The sequence below is a fragment of the Paenibacillus sp. PvP094 genome, assembly GCF_040546835.1.
GTDB lineage: Bacteria > Bacillota > Bacilli > Paenibacillales > Paenibacillaceae > Paenibacillus > Paenibacillus illinoisensis.
In genome coordinates this window covers 4,427,028-4,442,500 of sequence record NZ_JBEPOM010000001.1, presented here as the reverse complement: position 1 = coordinate 4,442,500, position 15,473 = coordinate 4,427,028, and the positions used below count along the sequence as shown (strand labels likewise).

General features: G+C 46.9%; 14 protein-coding genes. 2 read left to right on the top strand and 12 right to left on the bottom strand.

Going from position 1 to position 15,473, the window contains the following annotated elements; translation table 11 throughout:
• Positions 1–210 precede the first annotated feature (210 nt).
• The gene (locus tag ABIC22_RS20480; protein ID WP_354483391.1) at positions 211–687 is read right to left on the bottom strand and encodes a hypothetical protein; all 477 of its coding nucleotides are present in this window, start codon (positions 685–687) and stop codon (positions 211–213) included.
• Positions 688–793: 106 nt separating this feature from the next.
• On the opposite strand from ABIC22_RS20480, the gene ABIC22_RS20475 reads away from it, so the two are divergent.
• On the top strand, positions 794–1,123 hold the full coding sequence (locus ABIC22_RS20475; RefSeq protein WP_354483390.1) for a hypothetical protein: 330 nt from the start codon (positions 794–796) through the stop codon (positions 1,121–1,123).
• 74 nt (positions 1,124–1,197) lie between these two features.
• Here the strand turns inward: ABIC22_RS20475 and ABIC22_RS20470 are convergent, their stop codons facing one another.
• The 8 genes from ABIC22_RS20470 to ABIC22_RS20435 form a co-directional block, all read right to left on the bottom strand.
• On the bottom strand, positions 1,198–1,809 hold the full coding sequence (locus ABIC22_RS20470; protein WP_307721009.1) for an SMI1/KNR4 family protein: 612 nt from the start codon (positions 1,807–1,809) through the stop codon (positions 1,198–1,200).
• Positions 1,806–2,252: a hypothetical protein gene (locus ABIC22_RS20465; protein WP_354483388.1), complete on the bottom strand. Its 447-nt coding sequence runs from the start codon at positions 2,250–2,252 to the stop codon at positions 1,806–1,808. The genes ABIC22_RS20470 and ABIC22_RS20465 overlap by 4 nt, the downstream gene beginning before the upstream one ends.
• Before the next feature lie 45 nt (positions 2,253–2,297).
• Positions 2,298–3,599 (bottom strand): hypothetical protein, encoded by a 1,302-nt coding sequence (locus tag ABIC22_RS20460; RefSeq protein WP_354483386.1) that lies wholly within the window; start codon positions 3,597–3,599, stop codon positions 2,298–2,300.
• Between the two features lie 21 nt (positions 3,600–3,620).
• Positions 3,621–4,355: an SMI1/KNR4 family protein gene (locus ABIC22_RS20455; RefSeq protein WP_354483384.1), complete on the bottom strand. Its 735-nt coding sequence runs from the start codon at positions 4,353–4,355 to the stop codon at positions 3,621–3,623.
• 55 nt (positions 4,356–4,410) lie between these two features.
• On the bottom strand, positions 4,411–4,968 hold the full coding sequence (locus ABIC22_RS20450; RefSeq protein ID WP_354483382.1) for a hypothetical protein: 558 nt from the start codon (positions 4,966–4,968) through the stop codon (positions 4,411–4,413).
• Complete coding sequence (locus ABIC22_RS20445; protein ID WP_127540432.1) at positions 4,965–5,618, bottom strand: hypothetical protein; 654 nt, start codon at positions 5,616–5,618, stop codon at positions 4,965–4,967. Before ABIC22_RS20445 ends, ABIC22_RS20450 begins: the two co-directional genes overlap by 4 nt.
• 34 nt (positions 5,619–5,652) lie before the next feature.
• Positions 5,653–6,261: a hypothetical protein gene (locus ABIC22_RS20440; RefSeq protein WP_354483380.1), complete on the bottom strand. Its 609-nt coding sequence runs from the start codon at positions 6,259–6,261 to the stop codon at positions 5,653–5,655.
• 387 nt (positions 6,262–6,648) lie between these two features.
• The gene (locus ABIC22_RS20435; protein ID WP_127540428.1) at positions 6,649–7,380 is read right to left on the bottom strand and encodes a ZIP family metal transporter; all 732 of its coding nucleotides are present in this window, start codon (positions 7,378–7,380) and stop codon (positions 6,649–6,651) included.
• 524 nt (positions 7,381–7,904) lie between these two features.
• Here ABIC22_RS20435 and ABIC22_RS20430 point away from each other — a divergent pair.
• Positions 7,905–8,606, top strand: coding sequence for a Crp/Fnr family transcriptional regulator (locus ABIC22_RS20430; protein ID WP_354483378.1), 702 nt, complete (start codon positions 7,905–7,907; stop codon positions 8,604–8,606).
• A gap of 24 nt (positions 8,607–8,630) precedes the next feature.
• Here ABIC22_RS20430 and ABIC22_RS20425 read toward each other — a convergent pair whose 3' ends face one another.
• The 3 genes from ABIC22_RS20425 to ABIC22_RS20415 form a co-directional block, all read right to left on the bottom strand.
• Positions 8,631–9,656 (bottom strand): diacylglycerol kinase catalytic domain-containing protein, encoded by a 1,026-nt coding sequence (locus ABIC22_RS20425; RefSeq protein WP_354483376.1) that lies wholly within the window; start codon positions 9,654–9,656, stop codon positions 8,631–8,633.
• The gene (locus ABIC22_RS20420) at positions 9,653–10,693 is read right to left on the bottom strand and encodes an SPFH domain-containing protein (protein WP_095292650.1); all 1,041 of its coding nucleotides are present in this window, start codon (positions 10,691–10,693) and stop codon (positions 9,653–9,655) included. Before ABIC22_RS20420 ends, ABIC22_RS20425 begins: the two co-directional genes overlap by 4 nt.
• A gap of 158 nt (positions 10,694–10,851) precedes the next feature.
• A complete protein-coding gene (locus tag ABIC22_RS20415; RefSeq protein ID WP_354483374.1) occupies positions 10,852–15,183 on the bottom strand; it encodes a glycosyl hydrolase 53 family protein in 4,332 nt (1,443 codons plus the stop codon).
• Positions 15,184–15,473 lie beyond the last annotated feature (290 nt).

Below are 15,473 nucleotides of genomic sequence, written 5' to 3'. Positions count from 1 at the left end.
AATATATCACATTTCATTATATCTTGTAAAGAGTTTCCTCAAAAAGTTTTTTTGAGTTTTCCGTGCCTTTTGCGGCCGGAAGATTAATATATCATTTTGTCAGCCTGCTTGCTAGTTGTAAATTATTCCATGCGTTAAAGCAAGTTGAACTGCAAAGAATTCCAATTTGCCAAAATCCCAATCTGCCTTTGGCTTCAGTCTCTAGCTTCATTAGGAAGGGAACCTTTCCATAACAAACATTAAACCAGGAATACGCTCCATTAGATCTCTCGCTTCTTGTTCTGTAATTCGCATTCCACATCCATCTTCATGTGCTTCCGTATACAAATAGTCGCTTCCATCTTCATTCAGAAAGCACAGGTCCTCTGGCAAAGAGGGATACAGCCAATCAAGGAAACCATCGGCCTCTTCCTTAAGAATCTGTCCAGAGGCTGGCGTACATTCATATATGTAATAGATTCCTTCTGTGTAGAATGCTCTTGTCCTCATCATCATTTCTTCCCTGGTACAACGCTCAATCAGATATGGCTCCAATCTCTCGAAAACTCTGGCGACTTCCGCTGGAGTGTCCCCACTGTCGTGTCGTCTGTCCACAAGAAAAAAGCGACCCGTCTTATCCATCAATTCGTCAATTAAATATCTATAGGCAGCGCCGCTTGGAGCCTTATGAAAAGGTATTATTCTCATGCCAATCCCCCTACATGTTCAATATCTCTGATGATTTTTACAGTGTCATGCGGTGGCATTGTGGCATAGGCTGATATCACCTATTCAATAACAGGAGGCTGATCACATGGCATACGCACCTGGTTCGATTTCATCTCCGTCCTCTGCGGGGTATCCTTATCCATATTATCCACCAACACCACCGCCCCCTTATCCCTATCCCTATCCTTATCCGTACCCCTATCCATACCCGCCATATTACCCACTGCCTTTGCCCATTCCCTATGGCGGTCCATGGTGGCATGGAGGGTATCCGGGAGGCGGGTACCCAGGTGGACATCACGGACCATTCCCTGGAGGCGGCTATCCCGGTGGTCCACATGGCGGAGGTCCTGGTGGTCCTCCAGGTGGAGGTCCCGGAGGTTTTCACGGTCATCGCTTTTTCCAGCAGGGATAACATTTGGAATCGTGCAGGAGCTGCTACAGGCAGTTCCTGCAATTTATGATCGATTTTACGATTTCACTAGTGATCTAGTACTCAATCTCATCCATAATCTCCAGGTTACGATTAGAGTCTTTCAGCAGGTTAGTGAACGTGTCTGTAATAAAATAAACAAAATCGGGATCATGTACATACATAATAATCTGGCCATAACTGCCCTGTTCTGACGGGTCAAAGTCCAGCATCAAATACAGGGAACCCCCGGCCATCGTTGCAAAGGGCATCCACGGTTTATGAAATAAGTAAGGTTTGATCTCGGGGTCAAGTTTGCTGATCTCTTCAGCTGTATAGTACTCACTCAGCTTCTCATCACGCTCACAGAAATATTGCTTGGTTTCCCGTATCTCATCAAGTGACATCATGTAAAACGGGGTGCATTCCTCTCTCTCGGCATCGCCGGGATACAGGATATGAAAGGCATAACCACTACCATCTTTACATTTGTAGAATTCGCGAAAATCTTCGGGCAGCCGGACATCCATCTCGGTTTCAAAAGCAGCCAAACGATCCTCGGAAGCTCCTTTCTTCTCCTGATACTCATTGTATAGCTGCCTAATCTCTTCATCCTTCACTTTTACATCCAATAATTCATTCAAATGATTCATCAGTTCATGCATTCTTTCGTGTATATCCGATTTCACAACCTTCTCCCCTTCTCACCATTTTCTGCCTGTTCCCGCATATATTCCTTATATCCCCAGAACGCTTCTTCTTCACCGCCATCTTCAATCAGAATCATGACGGCGTAAGAGAGAAGGTCCAGCCATTCTTCCATTAAGGCAATTTGCTCATCCGAAATGAGTTGGTTCCTGCGCAGCATACCATCAGCCGATATCGCCCATGCACGCGCCAAATGCATAATGCTCCATAAGCAGGACATCACTTCCCGGTTTAGTGCGGGCTGCTTAAGTTGTGGTGCCAACGTGCGGACAATTTCCATTAACTCGTGAAAGTTTTCTTCTATTAATTGCCCGCGGAAAGGGCGCAGGCTTCCCAGAAAGCCGCTCTCCATCTTGGGATGCTCCAGATCGTCATGAACAAAGGCATGACATTTCAACAAAAGAACAGCTTCTTCAATTCTCAATGAGCGTTCCTCATTTCTTTTTGCATGTCATACATCCCCCCCACTCTACCATCGTAAAGGCTGCGCTCCACGCCACACGACAAAGCGCTCTACTTCACGGAGTGTTCCTGTTCCAATACTATAGTCATCCATATGGTCAGCATGCAGATCAAGAATATGCACCATGCCTCCAAACGTACCTACTGCTAGCCTAGATTGGTCAGGCGAAAGCGCCAGTGAATAGATGGTGCTGCCTACAAAATGTCTCCAAACTTCCTGACCCTTCTTATCTATACATTTGAGATAGCCATAAGCATCACCAAGAACCATGCCTTCAGGTATTTCTACCGAAGCATAGACACGAGCAATTTCATCCATTATCGGCCAATCTTCTCTGGATTCATTGCCTTCCACTTCACTCAATTCCACCTGCATCGTAACTCCATTGTAAAAATGACATGCATTAAACCATACCTTCCGGCTATCTCTGGTAAATAACGCATGATGCGGATAGCTGGATTCCGGATAGAGCGAATAAGTATGATTACGTTCAAGATCCAGAAGCATATGGTCACTGACCTGACTGCCAAACGCAATCCATCGTCCATCCTGTGATACCGCAGCGTGACCCATGGAAATTTGTGTATCCTCCAATTCATGCTCCTCCACCTCTGCAGGATCAGGATGAATTGGAGATACCTTGCCATGTTCCACCAGATAAATTCCGTAAGTGGACAAAATGAGGAGTGCCTGACCTTCATTAAATGGAATAAGCCCTTCAAGTGTGCGCTCCGGGTATTCACAGTCTGCAAGAGATTCAATTCGAGGCAGCGCCTGATGAATGGCCGATTGAATCTCGTCCCAGCGGAACATGGCCACTTCTTTTCCTTCCAGATGACGATCTGGATGTGTTATCACCCGAATCCCTTCACTGCCTGCCAGAGCATACTGTGCAGCATCCGGGGACTGGCCCGCAAATTGATATTGCGGAAAAGAAAGTACTTGCTCGGAATTCGCAGTATACACACAACCTTGATCCGTATGAAAACCACTATTGAATACAACGGTACTGTTGTTCATATATCCGGCTATACGCACGGCCTGCATGGATGACTGGAAGGTTTCACTGAAAGGCCAAGTCGCTGCTGGCAACTCCGTGCGCAGTCTTTGCAGATCGTTCTGCTCATTGGCCTTCTTCACCATGTCCCATACTTGCGCACTGATTGCGGCTCTTCCGTCGTCTGTCAGCTCGGATTCATCCGGCTCTTCTCCCGCCATACCTCTGCGCACAAAATCATTTACACTCTGGGCATAGCGTCTCCCTTCATTCCTCCACTGCTCCGCGATCTGTTCGTTTAACCAACTCATCCGTGAGTCCTCCACTCCGTGTCAATTCATGATTTTACAGTGATGTGCGAGCAAAAATTGTTCGATGTCGTAATCTGTTGTACCGCGGTTGCCGTCCGTTTCCTCATAGAAAAGAGCAACTTCTCTCCCATACGCGTAATTAAAACGCAGGTACCCACCGATTGAAGCCATAAACAGCTTACAGGTATATTCATTTTCCATCACGGCATCCCACTTGAACTGCGATTGGCATAACTTGGACAAGTGGTGGAGGGAGAGCCCTTCCCCGTTATCCTGCAAGTGGTAAAAGATATGATTCCTCAGCTCATTCCACGGTTCATAATATCTTAGCGTGCTTGGAGCAGCTTGGCGGTAGTATCCACCATAGATCTTATCCAGCATATCTCCAAATTCGGATTCAGTATGTTCCCACAACGTAATCTGTTCATCGTGGCGAGGGAGCCACAGCAGCCCGTCAATCTCCGGATGAATGGCCAGAAAATCTCCATCCACAGAGCTGCCAATACTAATGCACTCCTTCAACTGATCTTGACTGACAGGTGTATCTTCGGTATGCATCCAAAAATCATACTCTGCAAAAGGCTTCAATACGTCCTGATCGGGCCGCTGGATATTCATCCAACCCGAATAGGTTCCTTCTCCATATTGTTCAAGCCACTGACGATAGGATGCAGGCAATGATACAGAATACTGCTGCTCAAAATGTCCAAGCTCCTCCGCAGATATCGGTTTTAACCTATGACTTACCACGTACATGAACGACATCTCCTATCTTCCAATCAGATCTCTGTCCTATAATTCAAATGAACAATCAGGCAAGCTCCTCCTGAACAATTTCCGTTGTTACGCCTTTACGATTCACGATACGAATCGAGAATGCATCATATCCATCCCGTTTAACCTGGTCAAAATCCATATGTTCACCCGTAATCAATTCGTAGGTTCCATCTTCATCCACATCTTCTCCGAACTCCTCATCCCAAGGAACGTTATAAAAGGCGGACAAGTGAACTTCAAACGTATCTTCTCCTTCTACGTCCAGATAAGGACGCAGCGTCCGCTTGCTCAGCTCTTCCTCAGGATAAGTTTCACACAGCATCGCATCATAACCATGTTTGGCTGCATCAATAAGCAGGTAACGCTCTCCGGTCACCGTGTGCTCGGCATATACAATTAACGGTGTCGAATCCTGCCAGGTTATCAGATCATCTTCCATCAAGTCACCATAATAAAAGATATGGAACTTGTCATGGCCATCACTCGTTTGCAGCTTGCCTTTCCACTCCACTTCCTGGTTTTCCCCATCCGTTACTTTCTTAACGATCCCTTCCAGATATGCAGGTCCATTATGTACGCCAAACAAATTCATGGTCTCGCCTCCGCTTTATTCATTCGTATCCATACGATTTTCTTTTCTTCATCTACGGTCAGATTGACATCCACATTCAGCTTATCGTGAAATAGTGCCGTAATGTTCAGGTACGGGTCACGTGCCGGTTCACTTCCTCCGTTATGAGAGCGAGTCATCCCTTGGTGAATAATGGATTGTACCAGATTCCCATCGCCTTTGCCCGTAGATTCATAAGTATAAATCTCATGTCCTTCTTTGTTGTAAAAATGAAGGAAGGTGGTGTAATCCCTGGCATTGGAATATTCCATTTCCGATTTCACATACGTGGTTTCAAGGCTATGGAAGTCCACCTTCCCTGCCAAATAGGGATTCTCATTGTCGGGTGAAATGTCATACTCCTGATAAGCCAATTGAAAAAGGTAGTTAATATCGCTCATATCTACCCGGTAATATAGCTGGCGATGATCTCCGCTCTTATCCATGGCAGCGAAACTGTTAATAAGCGGCCATGCAGCATACGGTTTTCCATCCACATCGATCGCGAGCGCATAGTCTGATAAAACTTTTTCTTTTTGGAATACACCAAACGTTTGTAAAATAAAAAAGGCCGGGATCATCAGGATCCCTAAAATAATAGCCAAAGTAAGCAGCTTACCGCGCAATTTCATTCCTTTCCTCCTTCAAACATGTACAGCATCAACCTTAGCCCGTTTTGTGCTGAAGCTTGGTGAGTGTACGCACCATTTGCTCCCTGTTTTTTGCCTCCTTCATATATACAGGTAGATAGTGTGATGCTGTTTTTAACGGCACATTTCCACGTCGTACCCGCAGATCGGCAGAAACATACGAAATCAGATAATTTAAATGCGCCCTGTTAACAGCCCATACCAATTTGCCTCGAACGTGGTCCAGGAAGTATAATTCCATCCCAAAAACGGGGTCTCTCCCGTCACGGGTGTCCATAATATATCTTCTGCAAACCGGCTTGCTATGCAGCTCTGCCTGATTGACTGCACCGCAGTGTGGACAATGGATGTGCGTTGATTTATGTGATACTTTTTTCTCATCTGTTACTTCAACATTGAACCATCGTTCACAGAGAACACAATTACCCTTGGCATGATACTGATATACTGGTTTCTCCACCCCATGCGCATAACATGCCGAGCACTTCCACGTTATTTCATCCTGACATTCTTCAATATAAGCATGACCACCACAGGATTGGCATGTGACATCCACACGCTCACCTCGGCGGAGTACCCAATAAAAATTATATTTGTAGGCCCCTTCGTCCACAAATCGCTTCATAATTAAATCCACTCCTTTCTCGACTGAATTTTAATCGGCTTTCATCAGCACAGCAGTAAACAAAAGATTTCAACCATCAATATTTCCCATCCAGCGCTACCTAAAATTATAAGTAACTCCATCGCGTAGTACAAGAAACGTGACTATTTACGAGAATTTTGAATCTTGAGGCGTTAGGGAGAGTCTGTTTCAGTCAAAATTGTCCCCATCGGGCTGTGTTACACGAGACAGGGTTTCGGCATGATACTGTATTCTTTGTGAATCATTTCACTTTTGAGATAAAATATGACCATCCTCGCAGGCTGTTTTATTCACTGCTGAGATAAAAGAGTATCCGCATCTCAAAAAGATATGGGAGCGAATACTCTTTTATGGCATGCTGCTTTCTTACAGATCAAGCAGCAGGGATACAAGAAGCCCCATGGAAGCAATGAAGCCTACGACAGGACCCCCTTCTTCAAAAGCTTCAGGCATCATGGTAGAACAGATCATGGCTATAATGCCGCCACCTGCAAATGCCCCAATGGCCGCAGCCATTTCATCCGGAAGCTGTTCCAGAAAGAGATACCCGCATAAGGCCGCAAGCGCAGAAATCAACAGTACACCAAGCCACATCACGATGATTCTAGATTTGGAATACTGATTGCCCCGCAAACCCACGGTGCTTGACAACCCTTCAGGAATGTTGCTTACAAATATGGAAACAATGAGCACCACACTCACACCCTTGCCGGTCAGTAAACTTGCTCCCAGCATAATGGATTCAGGGATGGCATCCATCACCGTACCTGCAAAAATGCCGAGCCCGCTCTGACCGCTGTCTCCAGTCTTCAAGTGTGCTGAACGTTTGCGTCCGGCACCACCCTTGCTGGAAATAAGCAGATCGAACAAGGTGTACACAACAGCACCCGCTGTAAATCCTATGGCTGTCGGAATAATCCCTCCATCATTCAGGGCATCCCCAATTAGTTCAAATGATGCTGCCCCAATCAATGTTCCCGTACCGAATGCCATAATCCAGCCAATCACTCGTTTAGGAATCTTGAGAAACAGTGCAGCAAGAGCACCAATAACTACTGCTGAAGCGGAGATGCCTCCCCACATGAATGCAGCCCACATCCGGGTCATCCCCTCTCAAGTCTTTATCACATCTAAACTTTCATTAACCTGGGTTGTTACCCAACAAACATCAGGTGCCATGGCACAAGATACAGTATATTTTGACTAAACGTCTATTCTTCATCACCTACCATACACATGCCTGCACAGCAGAGTAGATACTTGATGGTTTCATCTATGGATATTTGGTGATGACTGGAATGATCATCAGGATGATATACAGCAGACGGGCTATCGTTACCCCGCATTTGTAGATTCGATAATGGAAGACTGATTTCACAAAGAACATACTTCCTGTACAATGTGAAAAGAAAACAAAAGCACATGGTACCTAGATCATTCATAGGCAAACTGCATCATCTCATATTTCACTGCCTGTCACTGCCCATGTGTGCAGACGGCGTCGATCCGAATTCATTATACAAGATTGCAGTATGGGTCATGCTCAGAGTTATAATCTAAGTGCTGCCATGAATAGTTGTAGATGCAGCCACTGGCCATGGATATAGAAAGGATGAATCTTGATGAGCAGGGAAAACAAAGATACGGCAGCAGAGTTTCTTCAACAGTTCCCCATTTTCCAGGATCTAAGTCCTGAGGAATTGAAGCAGGTGGAGGATATCGCCATTTCCAGATACATTCATAAAAAAACGGTTATTTTTTCCGAAGGCACCGAAAAGGAAGCTGTATTTTTTATCCGAAAGGGTATCGTAAAAGCGTTTAAAACAGATGAGAACGGGCACGAGCAGATCGTTTCCTTTTTGAAAACGGGAGACATGTTTCCGCATACCGGGTTCTTCAATGCCCATCCTTATCCCGCTACAGCAGAAGCCATCACGCCAGCGGAACTAATTGCGATCCCGGTCAGGCTGTTTGAACGCCTTATGCTAAGTACACCATCCATTGCGATCAAAATCATGCGGGTGCTCGGCGATAAAATTCGCGAACTGCAGGATAAACTGCAGGTGCTGTCCGGCCAGGACGTTCGTAATCGTGTGCTCTCCTTCCTGCTGATGTTAGCCGAGCAGCACGGTCAGCCTACCGGTCACAAAATCATTATCAACTTGCCCATGACACATCAGGAATTCGCCAATTCCATTGGCACGACCAGGGAAACGGCCAATCGTTTGTTGAATCAGCTCACGAAGGAGAATCTGCTTGAAGTAGATCGGAAACAGATCATCATTCGTGATCTTCAGGCCTTGAAGCATTTACGCGACACTTGAACAGTCCTTGATGGCAATAAAAGATTAAACGACGAGACGACCTCGTTTCTCTGCAAGACCAATGGTGGCCTCCACCCCCGAGTTGAATTCAAGAAAGTCCTGTTCCACACCATCGCTAAAAATGACCCCATCTTCAGGCATTTGCGATACGATCCGCAGAGGCTGTTTCGGATGAACCTGACCAAACACCAGGTTAACTGCTGTTGTCCGGCTCGGGAAAGGTTCACGAACTGTAAAGTACAAATAGGGCGCATCCCACCCAAAGTTCTCCATTTGATTTCCTCGGGCAGCCGAACTTACCGCGTTAACATCGTCATTGATGTGCATATGCTTCCATGCTTCGGACCCCACAATGCCGGCTGCTCCAGCCAGCACACTCTTGAACCAGCCTGTCGATCCGAGTCCTGTGGAAACAATAATACCGCTCGATGACTGCTGTTCTACCGAGGAACCCAAACGGACTTCATACCTGGCTGAGACATGGGTCTTCCGTCCGATGAACAAATCGTTAACCCCGTACAGAAACTGTCCGTCGTTAAGTTCCACTTTTGCCAAAGTTACTTCTTTCAAGGAACGCTGCTTGCGCATGACATCCGGGATAATCATCTTCAGGTCCTCCACCGTAAAAGGAAGAAGTACGCCATCCCATCGCATGGGATCAGGATTCACGCCGATGAGCGGCTGTTCCGTCACATATTTGAGCGTATTCGCCACCAGTCCATCCTGCCCTACAACCACAACGATGTCCTGTTCTCCGAATATAAAATTGGGGACATGTTCCCGGTCAATGGTCTGTACCCGGCCGAGTTGACCCAGCTGATGCTGGGCCTGCTGCACGGAATGTCGATAACGTCGATCCTCTTCAATATAATCACTGAAATCGGCACCAAGACGTTCAATGTAAAATTGGGCCTGCTGCACCGTGTTATAACGCACCACCAGTTCTTCCAATCTTGTTCTGCGTTTGACCAGAATCAGCTTGGCATCGCCAAGATGGTTTTGGTCAGCATGTGTTGTACGTGAAGACTTATTGGAGTGCCCCAGTCTCATCGTGCATGGCCTCCCTTCTCTCTTCCAGGTGTCGACATTAAACCTTGCAGCAGATCAGGCGAAATGTTGAGCTGACCAATTTTCCCTGCATTCTCCGCCAACTCCTGAAATGCCAGCGCAATCAGTTTATCCGAATTCATTCCCATATTGGCCATTGCTTGAAGTACATTCGGTTCAACATCCTGCAAAGATCTCATAACGGCAGCAATTTCATAGGCTTTCGCATCCGCTTCAGCATTTTGGTTGGCAATGGTCAATTCAATAAGCTGCTGTTTCCGTTCCTCCATGGCCGTGTTGAATTGAAGCTGCTCCTGCTCCATTTCATTTTCCTTCTGCTTGACCGAACGCTCCGCCTGTAATTGTGTCTCCCTGATCTGCTGCTTTTTCGTTTCCACGGCTATTTCCGTATTGAGCTCGTTTTCCTTCACTCGTCTCTCCTGCTCAATGGAGGCGTTGCGGCGCACATATAATGCTTCATCCGCCTGACGTAAAATTTCTTCCCGTGCCTGTGCCTCCAGTGCCCGCATCGTTTCCTTATTCGGCAGAATGGCCAGAATGGATAGACTCATCAGCTCAACGCCCAATTTCTCAAGCTCCTCACTTTGCACCACTTCGCGCTTCATGCTGCTTGCAAGCCGTTCACTGGATTGAATGGCCTCCTTCAATGGCATCTGCTCCAAATGCTTCTTGGTTAATACTTTGGCCGTCGTAATCACACGTTGATCAAGCTTGCCAGGATCGTCAGAGATATATTTGTTTTTGCGTAAGTTGTACGTGTAATTCAAGCTTTGCGTTATTTTCAGGTAGTCCACGATGCGGTAGCTCAATTGGCCCTGAACCGTCACCGTTTGATAGTCCGCCGTAATTTCTTCGAACATAAACGGAACATCGACGGATGATACAGGCAGGACAACAACCGACGTTGTAGGCTCATAATAATAAAAGGACAGTCCTACACCTTCGCGCTGCACCTTCCCATTTTTAATTTTCATTACATATTCACTGGGTTGAAACTTCACGAATCGGAATCCAAACATCGCTCATTCCCCATTTCTTAATATTGTCATTATGATATTATCGAAATGATAACAAACGAAAGTGATAATGTCAATATGACATTAATGATTTCCGAAAAAATAGACCCGTCTCTAGGCCGCAGCCTTAAGACAGGTCTGTATTTCATTGTTTTACTATTTCAATATAGCAGTTCCATCATTCTGGCGACGACAACAGCACCCTGTGCACGGTTAGCCGTCTGTTTGGGAGCGAAGTTTCCATCCTCCATGCCCTTCAATAATCCTAACTGCTGCATGGATGACACGGCTTGCTTCGCATAACCTGAGATATCTTCGTTATCCCTGAACTCAGCACCAGTGGATACATCCAAATCGGACGTTTCATCCTGCTTCACAGCTTGAATGACACGTTCCAGAATAACCGCCATATCTTCACGGGTAACCCGTTCATGCACTCCAAAAGATCCGTCAGGGCGTCCCTGAATAATGTTCATCTGCAAACCAAGACGAATCGAATCCGTATACCATTGTCCTTCGGATACATCACTTAGCAAATATCCGGTTTTGTTCGGAACATGAGACTCACCAATTCCCTTCATAACCATATGCAAGAACTGGGCCCTGGTCAGTTCACCCAACGGATCGAAACGGTCACCGGACATCCCAGAGACAATTCCTTTACCATACAAACTCTTTACTTCATTCACTGCCCAAGAATGTGCTTGTATATCCGTCAGAGTCACATTCACCTCTACTATAACGAATGAACCGGATTGAAGCGGCTTGAACGTCATTATTTGTGCAGACTCATCATATGCGGAATACAGGACTGTCTTCATCTGACCATCTGGCGATAAGGATTGAACAACGGGAACTGTATTCGCTGCCTTTGGTTTAGTTATACCCGAAAATGCGATCTCAATAGCTCGATCCGTCCAAGGCAGCACTTCGCCATCCACCAACAGTTTGACATCGATAACGGAGTGATTACCGATCACTGCTTTTTGCTGCTCGGACAGATTCGCAGTGGACCCCTTCGATATCACCACATCCAGAGTTTTGGCGGTCGATGCATGGATCTCCTGAAGTGATTTCATCGGTATGCGTACCGAAGTCTGGCCCACGCTCAGCTCCATTGACTTTAACGCCTGCGTCTTAACCCATGCTCCGAGTGAACTCACAGGCAATTGGAATGTGACAGCTTGGTATGGCTCAGCAATGTCTGCAACCAAACGCAGCTGTTGGTTACCTGCTTCCAGCCCTTTCACCAATTGAACGAGCTGCTGTTCGTTCAGTGAAACAGAATACTGATCTTTCCCGGTCAAAACTCCTTTGATTAGGGTAGATCCCTTTTCGGTCTGCTGCTCCGTTTCAGGTGCAGGTACTGTAACCGCTGGATTTCCTGGTGAGGATGGCGGTGACGGTTGGACTGGTTGCGATGGTCCAGGGGTTGACTCCTGCCGGACCAACTGACGCATGGCTTCTTTTAATGCGGTGTCAGCTTCACTGATATTCCGACTTGAAGCTTCGATATCTTCCATCCATTCCTTGGCTGTAGTCAGCGCTTCCACCAATCTGCTCCAACTCGCAGCCGTGTATTGATTTTGCTGAAGCTTGGACGCTGAGTCCACGGTCATCTGAAGAGCAGTTTTGTCTGCAGGAAATGTTCCATATGCCTCAAAATCCATGAATCCTACCCATGTTGAACCGGCCGTGATAGTAACTCGAATGTAACGTGCCTGAGTGTTTTCCGGCAGTATGTGTCTTGGACTGGTGGATACAACGACATCACTTGTGGTATCCACCACCGTGACATAATTTTCATTGTCTTCAGAGACTTCGATTCTGTATTTGATGCCTCCGCTCCACATGGACATTTCTAACTTTCGGATATTGGCAACCGCACCGAGGTCCACTTGCCACCAGCTGCCTACACTTTGATCCGTTCCCCATGATGTATTCGGGTTGCTGTCAATTGCCCCATCAGGTGAGTTGCTCTGTCCGCCGCCCGTTCCTGCACTGGTGGAGGCTGTTGCTGTCTTCCCTGTTGTCAAGGCTTCGAGTTGAACAAGGTTACGGCCGGCTTGCTGAAGCTGTTCCAGTGCTTGATTCACTTCAGACTGGATGGCATCAGGTTTGTCTCTTACCACAATGGCTGCCTGCAGCGCCGTCTGCAAAAGGCTCCAGCTTCGGTAAGTATAGGATGATTCACTCTGCTGCTGAGTCTCTTCGATGAGCTGTATCAGCAGAGTCTTGTCTACATCGGACAATCCCTGAATGGCTTTCTCCAAATGGATCATTGCCTGATCCACTTCGGTCTGGGTCGCTCTTGGATCAGCAAGTACTTGTTTAGCCTTGGCGAGTGCTTTGCTAAAAACAGTCCATGTTGCAATTGACCAATCTGCTTCATGATATAATTCAGCTTCTGCAATTTTGCCTTCAAGCGTCTTACGATCAGCCGGGATAACTTCAAGCTCCTGCATAACGGCTTCGAGAGATGCTGCAGCCTCATCAGTCTCCTGTTGCGTCAGAACCTCTGAAGTATAGGCTTTGTGATATGTGTCCTTCGCCGTCTGAATGGCAGGTGCCAGGGTTATCCAGCTAGACGGGGTATAATCAGAAGCCACCATTTCACTCCCACGTTTAATGGCTGCCCATAATTGCTGGCGGTCTACAGGCAGGGTATCCATCCCTCGTTTGTACACATTCAGTGACTCCAAGGCACGACCTTCGAACGAGTACCCTCCATTGGCAGGATATTCATCATAGTCGAACATGGCATGGTTCTCCCACGCATCTCCCTCTGAAGCAATCCAACCCACATTGGCGGCAATCCATGCCGGCTCCCAGTAGAAAAAACCCGCTCCGCGGCCATCAGGAACTTCTGCAATCATATCCATAATGCCGGCAATGGCATCATGCTGACCTTGCACCGTAGCCGGGAACGTCGCACCTCCCACATGCAGCGCCTCTGGACTGCCAATAATGTTGCCATGGGCATCTCCATTTTTGTAGGAAAACGGGTATGAGGTCTCGGCAATGATTACTTCTTTTTTATATTTGGCAGAGACTGTATTCATCGTCTGCCGTACGTCTGCGAAGGTTCCATGCCAGAACGGATAGTAGGATAGTCCAATGATGTCATACTCCAGTCCGCGCTTCTCCACTTCTCCAAAGTACCAATCAAACAGCTCCGGTTTGCCGCCTTCTGCCAAATGAATCATGATCTGAACCTGATCTCCACCATTGACAGCGCGCACACCATCTACACCACTCTGCAGCAAGGCAACATTCTCATCAAAATTCACATTGCTGTTCAGGCCGTTCAGAACGCCGCTGTTAATTTCGTTCCCGATCTGAACCATATCCGGCATGGCACCCGACGATTTCATCTCACCTACGACCTCAGACGTATAATTGAATACCTCCTGTTTCAGTTCTTCAAAGGACAAGCCCTCCCATGCCTTCGGTCGAAGCTGCTGACCTGGATGAGCCCACTCATCGGAATAATGGAAATCCAGCAGGATCTTCATTCCCTTTTCCTTAACACGTTTAGCAAGTCGAATTACATCATCTTTATCATTATACCCACCTGACTTTTGTGGATCATTCCACAGTCGGAGACGAACATAATTGACTCCGCGGTCCTTAAGGATGTCGAGCAGATCCCTTTCCGTCCCATTACTGTCCAGATATTTACCGCCATTGTCTTCAATTGCCGTTAAGGTTGAGATGTCCACTCCACGTACAAAATCATTCCGGTATCCCCCAACCTGAATATCAGCCACCGGTTGAGTAGGCGCTCCATATACATCCCCTGTAACGGTGAAGCTTCCAACGGAAGAATACTGAATCGGATCTATCGCGTTCCATGATACAGGAACATCTGCCGTCTTTCCATTTGAATAATGAGCCTGCACTTCAGCAGGCATTACGGGTGCAACCCCTTTTAAGGTGGAAATAGTCATTGGAGAATACGATGTAATGAGTTCTGGCGTAAGCCCCTCTTCTTGCCCCCAGACTTTCAATTCGGCAATGCCTGGCCACCAATCTGGTCCAGCATAATATGGAATCGTAACCTTCACATACCTCACGTCGTTAGCCTGAAAACTCACCTTCGCGATGTCTTCGGCTATTTCGTTCGTTCGGTGATCCGCAGCCGTTGTCCATTCAGCGCCATCTGCTGACACTTCAACATGATACTTTACCACCTGGCCTTTATCTTTCCATGTCACTTCAGCTCCCGATACCTGGTACGTTCCTCCCAGATCGACCATTAACCAATGAGGCTGCTCCGCTTCATTTCTGCTGTCTGCACTCCATTTGGTATCGGCGCTGCCGTCCACGGCATTTTCCTTGTTGCCATTGTATTGCAGATCCTCTGCACTCACGGTAACCTGTTTATTCAATGCAACGTTTACCCCTGCTGCCCCAGCCGGACGTACCCAGAAGCCGAGCTCACAGAACAGCATGAATAAGACCAGGCAGCCGCTTATGTATTTCTTGTTCACTCTCGATCTCCCCCTTTTTTATTACACTTGAACATCATTGAATCATTGATGAAATCTATATTATTGTAAGCGCTTCACAGCGAATCGGAACACGGCATTTTCCAAAGGAAACAGCAGTTATTCAAACAGTTTAATATCATTTGCTGCTAGCCGAACCATTCCAACCGTGAACTCTCTCTGCTCCTCCTGTGTTAGAACAACGCCTTAACGCAAAAAAACCTGCCCCTTTGCCTACGGCATCTGGGACAGGTGTATTCATTGTATTATTCCTTCCGATGAGATCGGAGCAA

Bases quoted from the DNA above. Each gene is read 5' to 3' on its own strand.
- ABIC22_RS20480 (WP_354483391.1), bottom strand. From the start codon at position 687: ATGAGAATAATACCTTTTCATAAGGCTCCAAGCGGCGCTGCCTATAGA.
- ABIC22_RS20475 (WP_354483390.1), top strand. From the start codon at position 794: ATGGCATACGCACCTGGTTCGATTTCATCTCCGTCCTCTGCGGGGTAT.
- ABIC22_RS20460 (WP_354483386.1), bottom strand. From the start codon at position 3,599: ATGAGTTGGTTAAACGAACAGATCGCGGAGCAGTGGAGGAATGAAGGG.
- ABIC22_RS20455 (WP_354483384.1), bottom strand. From the start codon at position 4,355: ATGTACGTGGTAAGTCATAGGTTAAAACCGATATCTGCGGAGGAGCTT.
- ABIC22_RS20450 (WP_354483382.1), bottom strand. From the start codon at position 4,968: ATGAATTTGTTTGGCGTACATAATGGACCTGCATATCTGGAAGGGATC.
- ABIC22_RS20445 (WP_127540432.1), bottom strand. From the start codon at position 5,618: ATGAAATTGCGCGGTAAGCTGCTTACTTTGGCTATTATTTTAGGGATC.
- ABIC22_RS20440 (WP_354483380.1), bottom strand. From the start codon at position 6,261: ATGAAGCGATTTGTGGACGAAGGGGCCTACAAATATAATTTTTATTGG.
- ABIC22_RS20435 (WP_127540428.1), bottom strand. From the start codon at position 7,380: ATGTGGGCTGCATTCATGTGGGGAGGCATCTCCGCTTCAGCAGTAGTT.
- ABIC22_RS20430 (WP_354483378.1), top strand. From the start codon at position 7,905: ATGAGCAGGGAAAACAAAGATACGGCAGCAGAGTTTCTTCAACAGTTC.
- ABIC22_RS20425 (WP_354483376.1), bottom strand. From the start codon at position 9,656: ATGAGACTGGGGCACTCCAATAAGTCTTCACGTACAACACATGCTGAC.
- ABIC22_RS20420 (WP_095292650.1), bottom strand. From the start codon at position 10,693: ATGTTTGGATTCCGATTCGTGAAGTTTCAACCCAGTGAATATGTAATG.